13 protein-coding genes are annotated in these 14,995 nt (G+C 73.6%); 8 read left to right on the forward strand and 5 right to left on the reverse strand.

The annotated features are described in order from the left end of the window. Positions 1 to 5: 5 nt before the first annotated feature. The 5 genes from KDY119_RS05080 (at position 6) to KDY119_RS05100 (ending at position 6,730) form a co-directional block, all read left to right on the forward strand. Positions 6 to 1,013, forward strand: a complete 1,008-nt coding sequence (locus tag KDY119_RS05080) for a carbohydrate ABC transporter permease (protein ID WP_036952168.1) — start codon at positions 6 to 8, stop codon at positions 1,011 to 1,013. Then, positions 1,013 to 1,900: a carbohydrate ABC transporter permease gene (locus tag KDY119_RS05085; RefSeq protein WP_036952166.1), complete on the forward strand. Its 888-nt coding sequence runs from the start codon at positions 1,013 to 1,015 to the stop codon at positions 1,898 to 1,900. The genes KDY119_RS05080 and KDY119_RS05085 overlap by 1 nt, the downstream gene beginning before the upstream one ends. Next, the gene (locus KDY119_RS05090) at positions 1,897 to 4,194 is read left to right on the forward strand and encodes a beta-xylosidase/alpha-l-arabinosidase (protein WP_153022023.1); all 2,298 of its coding nucleotides are present in this window, start codon (positions 1,897 to 1,899) and stop codon (positions 4,192 to 4,194) included. Before KDY119_RS05085 ends, KDY119_RS05090 begins: the two co-directional genes overlap by 4 nt. Then, positions 4,191 to 5,495, forward strand: a complete 1,305-nt coding sequence (locus KDY119_RS05095) for an endo-1,4-beta-xylanase (protein ID WP_051136719.1) — start codon at positions 4,191 to 4,193, stop codon at positions 5,493 to 5,495. The genes KDY119_RS05090 and KDY119_RS05095 overlap by 4 nt, the downstream gene beginning before the upstream one ends. Before the next feature lie 89 nt (positions 5,496 to 5,584). Next, complete coding sequence (locus tag KDY119_RS05100) at positions 5,585 to 6,730, forward strand: DUF2235 domain-containing protein (protein WP_051136718.1); 1,146 nt, start codon at positions 5,585 to 5,587, stop codon at positions 6,728 to 6,730. 156 nt (positions 6,731 to 6,886) lie between these two features. On the opposite strand, the gene KDY119_RS05105 is transcribed toward KDY119_RS05100, so the two are convergent. Then, complete coding sequence (locus KDY119_RS05105; RefSeq protein ID WP_227994617.1) at positions 6,887 to 9,586, reverse strand: phosphoenolpyruvate carboxylase; 2,700 nt, start codon at positions 9,584 to 9,586, stop codon at positions 6,887 to 6,889. A gap of 116 nt (positions 9,587 to 9,702) precedes the next feature. Between KDY119_RS05105 and KDY119_RS05110 the strand changes: the two genes are divergently transcribed. After that, entirely contained in the window at positions 9,703 to 10,242 is a 540-nt protein-coding gene (locus KDY119_RS05110) for a DsbA family protein (protein ID WP_036952162.1), read from the forward strand. Positions 10,243 to 10,321: 79 nt separating this feature from the next. Further along, positions 10,322 to 11,716 carry a Na+/H+ antiporter NhaA gene (gene nhaA / locus KDY119_RS05115; protein WP_036952160.1) on the forward strand — a complete coding sequence of 465 codons (1,395 nt, stop codon included), beginning with the start codon at positions 10,322 to 10,324 and terminating at the stop codon, positions 11,714 to 11,716. Positions 11,717 to 11,887: 171 nt separating this feature from the next. Here the strand turns inward: nhaA and KDY119_RS05120 are convergent, their stop codons facing one another. After that, complete coding sequence (locus tag KDY119_RS05120; RefSeq protein WP_153022024.1) at positions 11,888 to 12,286, reverse strand: hypothetical protein; 399 nt, start codon at positions 12,284 to 12,286, stop codon at positions 11,888 to 11,890. 9 nt (positions 12,287 to 12,295) lie between these two features. Next, entirely contained in the window at positions 12,296 to 12,721 is a 426-nt protein-coding gene (locus KDY119_RS05125; RefSeq protein WP_036952155.1) for a hypothetical protein, read from the reverse strand. Positions 12,722 to 12,851: 130 nt separating this feature from the next. On the opposite strand from KDY119_RS05125, the gene KDY119_RS05130 reads away from it, so the two are divergent. Continuing rightward, entirely contained in the window at positions 12,852 to 13,769 is a 918-nt protein-coding gene (locus tag KDY119_RS05130) for a VOC family protein (RefSeq protein ID WP_051136773.1), read from the forward strand. Positions 13,770 to 13,782: 13 nt separating this feature from the next. On the opposite strand, the gene KDY119_RS05135 is transcribed toward KDY119_RS05130, so the two are convergent. Both KDY119_RS05135 and KDY119_RS05140 read right to left on the reverse strand, forming a co-directional pair. Beyond that, a complete protein-coding gene (locus KDY119_RS05135; RefSeq protein ID WP_036952143.1) occupies positions 13,783 to 14,178 on the reverse strand; it encodes a universal stress protein in 396 nt (131 codons plus the stop codon). Positions 14,179 to 14,236: 58 nt separating this feature from the next. Beyond that, positions 14,237 to 14,962, reverse strand: coding sequence for an IclR family transcriptional regulator (locus tag KDY119_RS05140; protein WP_153022025.1), 726 nt, complete (start codon positions 14,960 to 14,962; stop codon positions 14,237 to 14,239). Positions 14,963 to 14,995 lie beyond the last annotated feature (33 nt).

The raw sequence follows: 14,995 nt of genomic DNA on the forward strand, positions 1-14,995 counted from the left end.
AGACCATGAGCGAATCTTCGGTCGAGAACCTGCCGGCTCCGACCGCGGATCACTCCTCCACCGGGGACGGCGCGCGCCGCGCGCCGTCCCCGGCGCCCCGCCGCCGAGGTATCGGCTGGCGGCAGCGACTCGAGATCACGGTGCTGTCCGGCCCGGCGATCGTCGTGTTCGTGGGCTTCGTGATCCTGCCGGTCGTCCTCGCCGCCTACTACGGCTTCTACAAGTGGAAGGGCTTCGGTGCCCCCACCGACTTCGTCGGCCTCCACAACTACGTCATCATCCTCACGGACCCCGAGTTCCACTCGGCGCTCCTGCACAACGGCTTCATCCTCGTGCTGTCCCTGATCATCCAGGGGCCGGTCGGGATCCTGCTGGCGCTCCTGCTCAACCGCAAGATCCGCGGCCGCTCCATCATCCGCGTGCTGATCTTCGTGCCGTGGGTCGTCTCCGAGGTCATCGCGGGCACCGGCTGGAGCCTCATGCTCCAGACCGACGGCGCCGTCAACGACCTCCTGCAGAAGATCGGCCTGGGGCACTTCCAGGCGGAGTGGCTGTCCAACCCGGACATCGCGCTGTGGTCGCTGATGGCGATCCTCACCTGGAAGTACATCGGTTTCGCCGTGATCCTCTTCATGGCGGGCCTGCAGAACATCCCCGAGGAGCTCTACGAGGCGGCCTCGCTCGACGGCGCCAGCTACTGGCAGACGCAGCGGCGCATCACGCTCCCGCTCCTCGGCCCGACGATCCGGATCTGGGCGTTCCTGTCGATCATCGGCTCGCTGCAGCTCTTCGACCTCGTCTACATCATCTGGGGCCAGTACGTGGCCGGCACCGCGGGCGTCTCGACGATGGCCACCTACATGGTCCAGTACGGCCGCAACGCCGGAAGCTTCGGCTACGGCTCCGCGGTCGCCGTCGTGCTCTTCCTCATCTCGCTGATCGTCGCGCTCGTCTACCAGCGGTTCGTGCTCCGTCGCGACACCGAAGGCGCCCTGACCGGAAGGAGCAAGTGATGGCTGCCACCACGGCCCCGCCCCTCGCCTACCCGGACGCGCCCGAGGCCCCCGTCCGCAAGAACAAGAAGGTCGCCTGGGGCAGCCCGACGACGTACTTCATCGCCCTCGTGCTCGTCGCGGTCACGCTCGCGCCCGTCGCGTACATCGTGTTCGGCGGCTTCCGTACGAACTCGCAGATCACCGAGAGCCCCTCGGGCCTGCCGTCCCCCTGGGTCATCTCCAACTACACCGAGGTGCTCACGAGCTCGGTGTTCTGGCAGCAGCTCGGCAACTCGACCCTCGTGGCGCTCGTGACCACCGTGGGCGTCGTGGTGCTCGGTGTGATGGCGAGCTACGTGCTCGCCCGGTACCGCTTCCGCGGCCGCGGCGCGATGTACTCGTTGTTCGCGGCGGGGCTCATGTTCCCGATCACCGTGGCGATCACGCCGCTGTACATCCTGATCAAGAACATCGGCCTCATCAACAACCTGGCGGGCGTCATCCTGCCGCAGATCGCGTTCGCCCTGCCGACGACGATCATCATCCTCGTGCCGTTCCTGCGGGCCATCCCGGAGGAGATCGAGGAGGCGGCGTGGCTCGACGGGTGCGGCCGGCTCGGCTTCTTCTTCCGGATGGTCCTGCGCCTGTCGCTCCCGGGTGTCCTCACCACCGGCATCCTGGCGTTCGTCGCGAGCTGGAACAGCTACATCCTTCCGCTGTTCATCCTCAACGACCAGGGCAAGTACACCCTGCCGCTCGGCGTGCAGGCGTTCTCGTCCCAGTACTCGCAGGACACCGCCAAGGTCCTCGCGTTCACGTCGCTGTCGATGATCCCTGCCCTCGTGTTCTTCTCGCTCTTCGAGCGCCGCATCGTCGGTGGCCTGCAGGGGGCGGTGAAGGGATGAGCGGCACCACCACCCAGCACGCGGGGCGCGTGCACGACCTGCTCGCGCACATGACCCTCGAGGAGAAGCTCGCCCAGATCGTGGGCTTCTGGGAGAAGGAGGACGGCGAGGCGGTCGCGCCGCTGCAGGGCGAGTTCGACGCGCCGACCGGCCTCGACGACTTCGCACGCGACGGGCTCGGCCACCTCACGCGGGCCTACGGCACCCGCCCCGTCGACGCGGGAGAGCGCGCCGCGTGGCTGCGGTCCTTCCAGCGCCGGCTCGTGCGTCACACGCGGCTCGGGATCCCGGCGATCGTCCACGAGGAGTGCCTCACGGGGCTCTCCGCGTGGGGCGCCACCACCTTCCCGACGCCGGTCGCGTGGGGGGCCTCGTTCGACCCTGAGCTCGTCGAGGAGATGGGCGCCGCGATCGGCGACTCGATGCGCCGGCTGGGGATCCACCAGGGCCTCGCCCCCGTGCTCGACGTCGTCCGCGACCCCCGCTGGGGCCGCGTCGAGGAGTGCATCGCCGAGGACCCGTACCTCGTCGGCACGGTCGGCACGTCCTACGTCCGCGGACTCCAGTCGGCGGGCGTGCACGCGACGCTCAAGCACTTCGTCGGCTACTCCGCCTCGCAGTCGGGCCGCAACTTCGCGCCCGTGCACGTCGGCCCGCGCGAGCTCGCCGACGTGCTCCTGCCGCCCTTCGAGATGGCGGTGCTCGACGGCGGCGTCCGGTCCGTCATGCAGGCCTACACCGAGATCGACGGCGTGCCCGTGGCCTCCGACCGCAGCCTGCTCACGGAGCTCCTCCGTGACCGGTGGGGCTTCGACGGCACGGTCGTCGCCGACTACTACGGCGTGGCGTTCCTGCACCACCTGCACCACGTCGCCGACTCGCTCGGGGACGCGGCGCGGCTCGCGCTCGAGGCGGGCGTCGACGTCGAGCTCCCGACCGGGGACGCGTACGTCGGGCCGCTCGCCGCGCAGGTGCGCGCCGGCCGGGTCCCCGCCGAGCTCGTCGACGTCGCCGTCCTGCGGGTGCTGCGGCAGAAGGAGGAGCTGGGGCTGCTCGACGACGCGTTCGCCGGGGCCCTCGACGGCTCGGACGGCGCGGCGCCCATCGACCTCGACCCGCCCGAGCACCGCGCGCTCGCGCTGCGCCTCGCCGAGGAGTCCGTCGTCCTGCTCGCGAACGACGGCGTCCTCCCGCTGACCGGTCCAGGACGGACCGTGCCGACGCGCGTCGCCGTCGTCGGGCCCAACGCCGACCGCGCCGAGGCGCTGTTCGGCTGCTACTCGTTCGTCAACCACGTGCTGCCGCAGCACCCCGGGACGGACCCGCTCATCGCGGCGCCCACGGTCCTCGAGGCGCTGCGCGACCGGCTCGGCGGGACTGAGCTCGTCGTCGCCGCGGGCTGCCGGGTCGACGACGACGACCGCTCGGGGTTCGCGGAGGCCGTCGCGGCCGCGCGCGACGCCGAGGTGGCGGTCCTCGTCGTCGGCGACCAGGCCGGGCTGTTCGGCCGCGGCACGTCGGGCGAGGGCTGCGACACCGACGACCTCGAGCTCCCAGGGGTCCAGCGGGCGCTCGTCGAGGAGGTCCTCGCCACGGGGACGCCCGTCGTCCTCGTGCTGCTGACCGGGCGCCCGTACGCGGTGGGCTGGGCGCTCGAGCGCTGCGCCGCCGTCGTGCAGACGTTCTTCCCCGGGGAGGAGGGCGGCGCCGCCGTCGCACGCGTGCTCACGGGCGACGTCAACCCGTCCGGCCGGATGCCCGTGAGCCTGCCGCGGTCCGCCGGTGCCCAGCCGTACTCGTACCTGCACCCGGCCCTGGGCGAGGGCGACGAGGTCAGCAACCTGGCGACCACGTCGGCCGCCCCGTTCGGGTTCGGCCTGTCGTACACGACGTTCGCCCGCACCGACCTCGAGGTCGACGCCGAGACGCCCACCGACGGCGTCCTCGACGTACGCGTCCGCGTCACCAACACGGGCGACCGGGCCGGTGACGACGTCGTGCAGCTCTACGGGCGCGACCTCGTCGCCTCCGTGACGCGACCGGTCGCCCAGCTCCTCGGGTACCGGCGCGTGCACCTGGAGGCGGGCGAGTCGGCGGTCGTCGAGCTGCGCGTCCCGACGACCCGGCTCGCCTTCGCGGGCCGCGACCTCGAACGGGTCGTCGAGCCCGGCGAGCTCGACGTGTGGGTCGGCACGAGCGCCGAGCGCGACGTGCAGGCGCGCACCCGCCTCGTGGGCGACGTGCACCGCATCGACGTGAGCTCGCCCCGCTGGACGACGGCGGAGGTCCGGTGACGTCGGTCGAGGCCGAGGGCGCGTCCGACGCACGGTTCGCCCACCGGGTCGGGACGACGCGCGTACGCGTCCTCGACCCGGAGGGGCGTCCCCGCCCGGGCGAGCTCGTGACCGTCGCGCAGGAGGCGCACGCGTTCGGCTTCGGCTGCACGGGTGCCGACCTCATGCACCTCGCGGGCGTGGGCGGCGAACTCGACGCCGCCGGTCCGGCGGACGAGAGCGCCGCCGCGACCGTCGTCGCCCAGTGGCTCGGGCTCTTCGACACCGCGACCCTGCCCTTCTACTGGGCGCGGTTCGAGCCCGTCGAGGGCGAGCCCGACACCGACCGGATGCTGCGCGCGGCACGCTGGTTCGTCGAGCGCGGGGTGACCGTCAAGGGCCACCCGCTCGTCTGGCACACGCTCGCGCCGCGGTGGCTGCTCGGCCGGCCCGACGCCGAGGTCGAGGACGCGATCCGCCGCCGGATCACGCGTGACGTCACGCGGTTCGCGGGGCTCGTCGACCTGTGGGACGCCATCAACGAGGTCGTGATCCTCCCGGCCTTCACCCAGGAGGACAACGCGGTCACACGGCTCGCGCAGCGCCGCGGCCGCGTCGGGATGGTGGAGCTCGCGTTCGACACCGCTCGCGACGCGAACCCCGACGCGCGGCTCGTCCTCAACGACTTCGACCTGTCGGCCGACTACGAGCGCCTCGTCGAGGACTGCCTCGAGGCGGGTGTCCGGATCGACGCGCTCGGGCTGCAGACCCACATGCACCAGGGCTTCCGCGGCGCCGACGCGATCCAGGACATCCTCGACCGGTTCGCGCGCTTCGGGCTCCCGCTGCAGCTCACCGAGACGTCGCTCGTGTCCGGTGCGCTCATGCCGCCCGAGATCGTCGACCTCAACGACTACCAGGTCGACGACTGGCCCTCCACGCCCGAGGGCGAGGCACGTCAGGCCGAGGAGGTCGTGGCCCACTACGAGACGGCCTTCGCCCACCCGGCGGTCGAGTCCCTCACCTACTGGGGGATGACCGACGCGACGGCGTGGCTCGGCGCGCCGTCCGGGTTGGTGCGTCGCGACGGCACGCCGAAGCCCGCCTACGACGCGCTCCGCGGCCTCGTCCGCGGGCAGTGGTGGGTGCCCCCGACGACGGTGCGCACCGACGACGACGGCGCGGTCGTGGTGCGCGGCTTCGCCGGACGGTACGCGGTGTCCGCCGGTGTCGCCCCCGAGGAGACCGGCACCCGGACCCCCGCGCACGCGACGCTCGAGGTGACGCCGGGGGAGAGCCGGGAGGACGTCGTCGTCGGCTGAGCGACGAGGGCGTATCACGGTGCGCCCTCCCGCCCTCCGTCCCGACGAGGCACCATCGTGGATGGGGCGGTCGGGTCGAGGAGGACGCGATGAAACGGCTCGTGGTGTGCTGCGACGGCACGTGGGGCTCGCCGGTGAACCCGAGCGTGTCCAACATCGAGAAGATCGCGCGGTCGATCCGCACGGACAAGCCCGTCGACGGCGTGCAGCAGATGGTCTTCTACATCGGCGGGGTTGGCGCCCGGGGCTATCTCGCGGACAAGATCCTCGGCGGGGCGTGGGGCTACGGGATCACGACGAACGTCGTCGAGGGCTACCGCGTCGTCGCCATGAACTACGACCCGGGCGACGAGATCTTCGTGTTCGGGTTCTCGCGCGGCGCGTACACGGCGCGGTCGGTCGCGGGGATGATCGCGTCCGTCGGGCTGCTGCGGCCCGAGTCGCTGCTGCGCGACGGGCTCGCGAAGGCCGAGCAGGCGTACCGCGACTACGGGCCGGACGGCAAGGCGCGGCGTGTCGCGTTCAAGGCCGCGAGCTGCTACGACAGCACGCCCATCACGTTCCTCGGCGTCTTCGACACCGTGGGCGCGCTCGGCGTGCCGCTGCCGTTCCTGCGCAAGGCGAAGTTCCACGACGTGACGCTGTCGCCGTCGGTGCGGTGCGCGCGGCAGGCGCTGTCGATCGACGACCGGCGGATCAAGTTCGAGCCCAGCCTGTGGGAGGTTCCCGTCGACGAGCCGCCGGGGCGCGTCAAGCAGGTCTGGTTCCCCGGCTCGCACAGCGAGGTCGGGGGAGGGTCCGCGCACCGGGGGCTGTCCGACGTCGCGCTGCGCTGGATGCTCGACGAGGCGGGGGACGCCGGGCTCGTCGTCGACCCCGACCGGGTGGAGGCCCAGGTCGAGCCCGAGGCGCGGTTCCTCAGCCACCCCGGACCCGGGCCGCTGTTCGGGACGCTCAACGTGTTCAGCGCGCTCCACCGGCACGCACGGTTCCGGCTCGGTCGGCGGCACTGGCGGCGCGTGCTCGCCGGGCTCGAGGCGCCGCACGCGCCCGCCCAGGAGTACCGGACCGCGATCGCGTCGCACGCCGACCGGATGAGCCAGGTGCCGGGGTCCGCGTACCGGCGCGACGCCGTGAACATCGAGTGGTGGCGAGCCCTCGTCGACGGAGGCGCGCTGCCCGTCGAGCACATCGCGTTCGAGGACGGCGACGAACGTCAGGTCGAGCTGGTCTGATCGCCCACCCCGCGAGGTAGTACGGCCGCCGGTATACCTCGCGAGGTAGTACGGCGGCCGTACTACTTCGTGAGGGGACGACGACGGCGCCGCACCCCTTCGCGGGAGTGCGGCGCCGTCGTCGGTCGGCTCGGGGCGGGCGCCCCGGTCGCCCGGTCAGCCGGTGTTCTGGACGCCCGCGGCCACGCCGTTCAGCGTGAGGAGGAGCAGCCGCTGCTGGGCCGCGACCTCGTCCTGCGGCAGGTCGCCGGCCCGCAGGGCGCGCAGCGCCCGGAGCTGGAGCAGCGAGAGCGCGTCGACGTACGGGCTGCGGAGCTGGACGGCACGCCCGAGCACGCGCAGGTTCGCGAGCACGCGGTCCTTGTCGGTGACCTTGAGGACCCACTCCTTGGTGAGCTCGAGCTCTTGCATGACCAGGTCGGCCAGATCCTGCCTGTCGCCCAGCGCCAGGTAGCGGCGCGCGATCCGCGTGTCCGTCTTCGCGAGCGACATCTCGATGTTGTCGATCATCGTCGCGAACAGCGGCCACTCGCGGTACGCGGTGCGCAGGAGCTCCAGGTCGCCGACGCCCGCGAGCGCGCTGCCGAGGCCGAACCACGCGGTGAGGTTGATGCGGGCCTGCGTCCACGCGAACACCCACGGGATGGCGCGGAGGTCGTCGAGCGAGTTGACCGAGAGGCCGCGCTTGGCGGGGCGGGAGCCGAGCGGCAGGAGCCCGACCTCCTCCTGGGGTGTGACGTGCGCGAACCACTGCGGGAAGCCGTCGGACTTCACGAGCTCGAAGAACCGGGCCCGGGACACCGTGTCGAGATCCCGCGCGAGGTCCGCGAACCGCTCCGCCGCGCTCGCGTTGCGCTGCTCGATCGACGGCGCGTCGTGCAGCAGGGTCGCCGCGGCGACCTGCTCGATGTGCCGGACCGCGATCACCGGGTTCCCGTAGCGGGCCGCGATGACCTCGCCCTGCTCGGTGAGCTTGAACCGGCCCTCGACCGAGCCCGGGGGCTGGGCCAGGACGGCGCGGTTCGCGGGGCCGCCGCCACGCCCGACGGCGCCGCCACGGCCGTGGAACAGCGTGAGCTCGATGTGGTTCTCCTCGGCCCACGCCACGATCCGGCTCTGCGCGGTGTACAGCTCGAGGGTCGCGGAGACCGGGCCGACGTCCTTCGACGAGTCCGAGTACGCGAGCATGACCTCCATGCGGCGGTCCGTCTGCGCGAGGCGCCTCTCGACGCGCGGGTCGCCGATGATCTCGCCGAGGATGCGCGGGCTCGCCTCGAGGTCCGCGAACGTCTCGAACAGCGGGATCACGTCGATCACGGGGGGCGTGCCGTCCGGTCCGACGGCGTGCTCCGCGAGCGTGTACACGTTCGCGAGGTCCTCGGAGCTCTGCGTGAACGACACGATGTAGCGGCGGCTGGCCATCAGGCCGTACCGCGCCTGGACGTCCACGATCGCGCGGAAGACGGACAGCACCTCGCGGCTGCGGTCGCTCAGGAGCGACTCGTCGACGCCGCCCTCGGGGGTGCGGCCGCCGTCGGCCAGGACCTGCTCGATCTCGGCGAGCGTCTCGCGGTGCACCTGCGAGTGCTGGCGCACCTCGAGCTCCGCGAGGTGGAAGCCGAACGTGCGGACCTGCCAGACGAAGTCCTGCAGGTCGCCGTACGCCACCCGGTTCGCGCCCGCGGCCACGAGCGACTCCTGCACGGTGACGAGCTCGGCGAGCAGCTCGTCCGCGGTGGAGTAGGCGAGCGGGGCCTCGTCGGCGAGCGTCGCGGCGAGGCGCCGCGCGACCACGAGGATCGCCTGGCGGTGGGGCTCGTCGGGGGAGCGGGCCTCGACCTCGTCGGCCATGGCCGGGTCGAGCTCGCGGAAGCCGGCGAGCTGGGCGACGAGCGCGTCCGACGGCGGCGTCGTCTCGGCGTCGACCGTGGTCGCGCGCCCGATGCGCACCGCGACGTTCTGATACGCGTGCAGGACGTGCTCGTTCGCGATCGCCGCGGCCTCGCGCGTGATGTCCGCGGTGACGTTGGGGTTGCCGTCGCGGTCGGCGCCGATCCACGACCCGAGCTTGACGAACGGCTCGACGGCAGGCGCCTCGGCGCCCGCGCGGTCGCCGTTCACCCAGCCGTCGAGGCGGCGGTACACCTGCGGGAACGCGGTGAAGAGGGTCTGGTCGAACACGCCCATCGCGGTCCGCACCTCGTCGAGCGGCGACGGCTTGCTCGTGCGGAGCGGCGCGGTGCGCCACAGCTCGTCGACCTCGGACAGCAGGCGGCGCGTGTTGTCGGCGAGCGCGACCCCGCCGAGCTGCTCGAGCTCGCGCCGCTCCATGAGCACGGTGATGCGACGGATGCAGGCGGCGACCGCGCGTCGTCGGGCCTCGGTGGGGTGGGCCGTGAGGACGGGGCGGAACTCGAGCGCCTTGAGGCGACGGGCCGCCTCCCCGGGACCGACCTCGCTCACGAGCTGGGCGTACGCGGCCGGGAGCGAGTCCTCGGCGCGGGCCTCCGTCGGGGACAGTCCCGCCTCGCGCTGGCGCAGCACCCGCACGCGGTGGTTCTCCTCCGCGAGGTTCACGAGGTGGAAGTAGGCGGTGAACGCCTTCGCCACGTCCTCGGCGCGCTGCGGCGAGAAGGTCGCGATGAGCTCCTCGGCCTCCTCGATCGAGGTCGACGTGCCGTTCTCCGACGCTGCCTGGATGGTCAGCGCACGGAGGCGCTCGACGTCGTCCAGGAGGTCCTGGCCGCCCCACTCCCGGAGCACGGTGCCGAGCATCTCGCCCAGCAGCCGGACGTCCGCGCGCAGCGGTTCGGGCATCTCGTCCCGGGCATGTCCGCGTTCTACGTCGTTCGACATCACGGGTCCGAGGGTACCCACCTGTCCGTACCACGCGTGCCCGCGGCCGGATCGTGGGCACGCGCCGTGGGCGAACACGGGTGTGCGCGGGGCGCGTGAGGGCGGAAGATGGGCGCATGGGTCACCGCGACGCTCTCGTCCCCGCCTCGCCGCACGTCCGGGGCAACCCCGACGCCCCCGTCACGATCGTCGAGTTCGGGGACTTCCAGTGTCCGTACTGCCTCGACGCCGCGCCCGTCCTCGACGAGCTCGTCGCGTCGTCGAACGGGCACGTCCGGCTCGTGTGGCGCCACTTCCCGCTCTTCGAGGTCCACCCGTACGCGCTCACGGCGGCGCTGGCATCCGAGGCGGCGGGCTCCCAGGGCAGGTTCTGGGAGATGCACGACGCCCTGTTCGCCCACCAGGACGACCTGTCCGACGCCGGCCTCGTCGCCGTCGCGCGCGAGGTCGGGGTGGGTGACGCGTGCGTCGTCGGGGAGTCCGCCCAGGAGTTCGGGGACGTGGTCGAGGCCGACTACGCGGACGGGCTCGCGCACCAGGTGGCCGGGACCCCGACGCTGTTCGTCAACGGCGTGCGGTTCGAGGGCCGGGTCACGCGGGACCGGCTGCGCGCGGCCGTCGAGGCGCTCAAGCTCACCAAGGCCGTCGCGCGCTGAGCGGGCGCTCGCGGCCTGTCAGACGCTCACCGCACCCTGCCCCCGCCACGTTCTGACAAGTCCCGGAGGTACGCACCGCATGTCCGAGCCGCTCGCGCTCTCGCTCACCCCGCCCCGGCCGGGGCCGCCGCTGCGCGTGCAGATCCGGCCCGTCGCGCCGAGCCTGCGCCGCTTCCTGGCGACCGAGGCGGGCGGCGCGGCGCTCCTGCTCGCCGCGACCGTCGCGGCCCTCGTCTGGGCGAACGTGTGGCCGTCGGGCTACCGGTCGTTCTGGTCCACCGAGGCCGGGGCGCACATCGGAGACGCGCGTCTCGACCTCACGGTCGGCGAGTGGGTCAACGACGGCCTCATGGTCGTGTTCTTCCTGGTCATCGCGCTCGAGATCGCGCGCGAGGTCTCGACGGGCGAGCTGCGCGACCGCAGGACGGTCGCGGTGCCGGCGCTCGGGGCGCTCGCGGGCCTCGCGGTCCCCGCGCTGGTGTACGTCGCTTTCACGCACGGCTCGGGCGACGTGCACGGCTGGGGTGCCGTGATGTCGACGGACACCGCGTTCCTCATCGGGATCCTCGCCCTGTTCGGCCCGCGCTGCCCGGACCAGCTCCGCCTGTTCCTGCTGACGCTGGCGGTCGTCGACGACATCGGCGCGATCACGGTGATGGCGCTCGTCTACACGCCGTCGGTGCACGTGGTGCCGCTGCTCGTCGCGGCGGCCATCGCCGTCGTCGTGCTGGTCATGCGGTGGCTCGGCGTGTGGCAGCTCCTCCCGTACGTCGCGGCGGGGATCGCGCTGTGGTTCGCGGTGCACGCGTCGGGCGTCGAGCCGACGCTCGCGGGCGTCGTCCTCGGCCTGCTGGTCCCGACGGCGGCCCCGCGCCGCCGCCAGGTGCAGGACGTCGCGCGGTTCGTGCGTCTGTTCGAGCTGGAGTCGACGGCGGAGCGCGAGCACCAGGCCGAGCTCGCGGGGCGCGCCGCGGTCCCCGTCAACGAGCGGCTGCAGCGCGTCCTGCACCCGTGGTCCGGCTTCGTCATCGTCCCGATCTTCGCGCTCGCCAACGCGGGTGTGCGGCTCGACTTCGAGGCGCTCCAGAACGCCGTGCACTCGCGGGTGGCGGTCGGCATCGCGATCGCCCTCGTCGCGGGGAACCTCGTGGGTGTGTTCGGGGCGTCGTTCGTGGCGCTGCGCACCGGGGTCGGGGTGCTGCCGGGCCGGGTGCGTTACGGGCACCTGCTGGGCGGGGCGATCCTGTGCGGGATCGGCTTCACGATCTCGCTGTTCGTGACGGACATCGCGTTCACGGACGAGGCCACGAAGGCTGAGGCGAAGGTGGGGATCCTCGCGGGCTCGCTCGTCGCCGCGCTCCTGGGGACGGCGGTGCTCCGGTTCTTCGGCGAGCGGTCGTCGCTGTGCTCGCCGGGCGTCGAGGCGCTGCCCGCCGCGCTGCCGCCGCGCCCGTGGGTGTCGCCGTCGGCCTGAGCGCGCGTTCGGTGTCGCGGTGCGAACGCGCCGAGACGGGGGAATCCGTTCTTCAGAGCCCGGGCGGAAGAACAGATCCGCCCGTCTCGGCGACCGGCGTCGCGCGTCACGAGGCCGAGGCGACGACGTCACCATCGGCGGACCTCGTCGGGGGCTTCTCCGACGCCGTCCTCAGTGGGTCGTGACGGGCGCCAGGTACAGGCTCGGGGCGCAGCCCACCTCGCCCGGCGCGAGGAGCGCCCGGTCGAATCCGGTGAACGTCCGGACGACGCCGTCGTCCGCCCGCACCCCGACGACGCAGTCCCGCGTCGCCGCCAGGCCGACCGCCGCGACGAGCTCGTCGCCCGACCGCTCGACGCGCACCGTCACGGGCGGCGGGAACCGCGCGGCGAGCACCTGCTGCGCGGCCGGCCCGCTCGCCTCGGCCGGCAGCGTCTCGAGGGCCGCCCGCACGTCCGCCTCCGCGGCGGCGGGGAAGGTCGGCAGCGGCGTGGGGGACGGCGTGGCCGTGGGTGTCCCGTCCGGGCAGCCGATCCGCTGATGGTCCGCGACGTCCTGGCCGGCGCGCACGGCGAGCCGTCAGCACGCACGGGTCGAGCCCGCGGACCGGCTCTTTCCGAAGACCGCTGCGGCCGACGTGCCGGGCACGTCCACGGCGACCGTGAGGTCGACGCGCGCCCCGTCGGCGTCGTCGGTCCGCCCGGACCACGCGAGCGGCGTGACCTCGTAGGTCGCATCGGGGACGTCGTCGGGAAGGCGAGGCGCGGTCGTGGCCTCCTGCGCGAGCCGTTCGGCGTCGGCCGCCCGGCCGTCGGTCGCGACGCCGTCGGCGATGCCCACGACCACGCGGTCCGCGAGGCGGCGCGCGAGCCGGTCGCCGTCCACCGGGCGGAGCGCGGCTGCGACGAGCACGGGCACCGCGATCACCGCCGCCAGCACGGCGAGGGCGACGACGATCGGGATGCTCACGCGGCGACGGGGCGCCGTGGGCTCACGAGGGTCCATGCGCGGATCGTCGCACGGCGCCGCCCGGGAATGCGGGAACCGCACAGAAGGTTGTAGAGACAACTAACCTCCTGGAGGAACCGTGCCTGCCACGCCCACCCCGGCCGACCTGCTGCCCGCTGCCACGTCCATGGCCGCGGTCACGCTGCTCGTCCGAGACCTCGACCTCATGACCCGCTACTACCGCGACGCGCTGTCCCTCGACGTGCTCGACGACGGCGCCGTCCCCGACGAGCTCGCTTCGCCCGAGGCGCTGGGAGCGGGCGGCACCGGCGCAGCCCGGCGCGAGACCGTCGTCCTCGGACGCGGCGGCGTGCCCGTCGTCGTGCTGCGCCGCGAGCCCGAGCTGCCCCTCGCCCGCCGCGGCGAGGCCGGTCTGTTCCACACGGCCGTCCTGTTCGACGACGCCCCGGCGCTCGCGCACGCTCTCGCCTCCGCCGCGCGGACCGCTCCCGGCACGTTCATCGGCTCGGCCGACCACCTCGTCTCCGAGGCGTTCTACTTCACCGACCCCGAGGGCAACGGCGTCGAGCTCTACCACGACCGCCCTCGCGACCGGTGGTCCTGGGACCAGCAGGCCGACGGCCGTCGTGAGGTCCGGATGGACACGCTCTACCTCGACCCGAACGAGTTCCTCGCCCGCCACCTCCCGCGTGATGCCGAGTCCGTCGCCGGTGCTCGGGCGTCCGCCGCCGCCGGTGCTGCCGTGGGACACGTGCACCTCAAGGTCGGCGATGTCGACGCCGCCCGCGGCTTCTACGTCGGGACGCTGGGTTTCGAGGAGACCGCACGCGTCCCCGGGGCGCTGTTCGTCTCCGCAGGCGGGTACCACCACCACCTCGCCGCCAACACGTGGCAGTCGCGCGGCGCCGGGCCGCGCGCGTCCACGCTCGGCCTGGGCACCGTGGCCGTCCGGCTCCCGTCCGACGACGCCGTCACGGCGCTCGCGGACCGGCTCCGGCACGCCGGGATCGCCAGCCGCCACGACGGCGCGGCCCTGCGGTTCGAGGACCCGTGGGCCAACACGATCGAGGTCGTGGGCGCCTGACGCCCGTGCGCGGCTAGCGCGGGCCCTTGACCACCAGGACCGGGACGGGCGCGTCGAGCAGGACGCGCTGGGTCGTGGTGCCGAGCAGGAACGTGCCTACGTCCGGCCGCTTGCGGGCGCCCAGCACGACGACCTCGGGAGAGACCTGGTCGACGGCGTCGAGGATCGACTCAGCCGGCAGCACGTCGGGGTCGCGGTGCAGCACGGGGGCGTCGGCGAGGCCGTCGGGGAGCTGCTCGCGCGCGTGGGCGAGCTCGTCGTCGGGGTCGACGCCGTCCGACCGGTCGGCCCCGGGCACGCTCAGGGTCAGGAGGGTGAGGGTGGTGCCGCGGCGCTGGGCCTCGTCGACCGCGACGCGCAGGGCGGCGTCGCCTTGGGGGGTCAGGTTGTACGCGAGGAGCACCGTCACGCGCCCATTGTGACCTACGTGCGGCGGGTCCGGCAGCGCGGGCGGGGGAGCCGTGGGCTCAGGGGGTGCCGGCGAGCGCGAGCCCCGGGGGCAGCAGCGGCGGCACGACGGCGCGCGCGAGCCCGGCGAGCTCGGCCGGGCGCTCGGCGCTCATCCGCTCCGCCGGCACGGTGACGCTCAGTGCTCCCACGGGGGCGCCCGCGCGCACGAGCGCGAGCCCTACGCACGCGATGCCGGGCTCGTTCTCCTCGCGCTCGACGGCGTAGCCCGCCTCCCGCGCCCGGGCGATCGCGGCGGCGTCGGCGGGGGAGGCGTCGGGCACGGAGCTGGGGCCGAGAGCGAGCAGGGCGCGTCCGAGCGCCGTGCGGGCCGCGGGCCTGCGGCGCCCGACGGCCGACCACACGCGCACCGGCCGCTCGGGTTCGACCTTGTCGAGGTAGAGCACGTCGGCGCCGACGAGGACGCCGAGGTGGACGAGCTCGTCGCTGGCCTCGCAGAGCGCGACGAGCGCCGGGTGGACGAGTGCGGGCAGGTGCTCGGCGGGGGCCCAGGTGGCGCCGAGCGCGAGCGCGGCGGCGCCGAGGCGGTACGCCCCGTCTCCCGTGCGGTCCACGTAGCCGCGGTGCGCGAGGGCCGCGAGCGTGCGGTGGACCGACGGCTTGTGCAGGCCGAGCGTCTCGGCGAGTGCGCCGAGCTGGAGCCCGGCGGGACCGGCGTCGGAGAGGACCTCGAGCGCCCGCAGCGCCTTGTCGACGGCGGGTAGCGGGCTGTCCTGGGCTTCCACGTGGCCTCCGGTGTAGGGTGCGATTCGCAACGC

The sequence above is a fragment of the Luteimicrobium xylanilyticum genome, from assembly GCF_009429125.1.
Classification (GTDB): domain Bacteria; phylum Actinomycetota; class Actinomycetes; order Actinomycetales; family Cellulomonadaceae; genus Luteimicrobium; species Luteimicrobium xylanilyticum.

What these genes read in the sequence shown, in the direction of transcription:
- KDY119_RS05085 (WP_036952166.1), top strand. Translation starts at nt 1,013, where the DNA reads ATGGCTGCCACCACGGCCCCGCCCCTCGCCTACCCGGACGCGCCCGAG.
- KDY119_RS05090 (WP_153022023.1), top strand. Translation starts at nt 1,897, where the DNA reads ATGAGCGGCACCACCACCCAGCACGCGGGGCGCGTGCACGACCTGCTC.
- KDY119_RS05080 (WP_036952168.1), top strand. Translation starts at nt 6, where the DNA reads ATGAGCGAATCTTCGGTCGAGAACCTGCCGGCTCCGACCGCGGATCAC.
- KDY119_RS05130 (WP_051136773.1), top strand. Translation starts at nt 12,852, where the DNA reads ATGGCCGCGGTCACGCTGCTCGTCCGAGACCTCGACCTCATGACCCGC.
- KDY119_RS05110 (WP_036952162.1), top strand. Translation starts at nt 9,703, where the DNA reads ATGGGTCACCGCGACGCTCTCGTCCCCGCCTCGCCGCACGTCCGGGGC.
- nhaA (WP_036952160.1), top strand. Translation starts at nt 10,322, where the DNA reads ATGTCCGAGCCGCTCGCGCTCTCGCTCACCCCGCCCCGGCCGGGGCCG.
- KDY119_RS05100 (WP_051136718.1), top strand. Translation starts at nt 5,585, where the DNA reads ATGAAACGGCTCGTGGTGTGCTGCGACGGCACGTGGGGCTCGCCGGTG.
- KDY119_RS05105 (WP_227994617.1), bottom strand. Translation starts at nt 9,586, where the DNA reads ATGTCGAACGACGTAGAACGCGGACATGCCCGGGACGAGATGCCCGAA.
- KDY119_RS05125 (WP_036952155.1), bottom strand. Translation starts at nt 12,721, where the DNA reads ATGGACCCTCGTGAGCCCACGGCGCCCCGTCGCCGCGTGAGCATCCCG.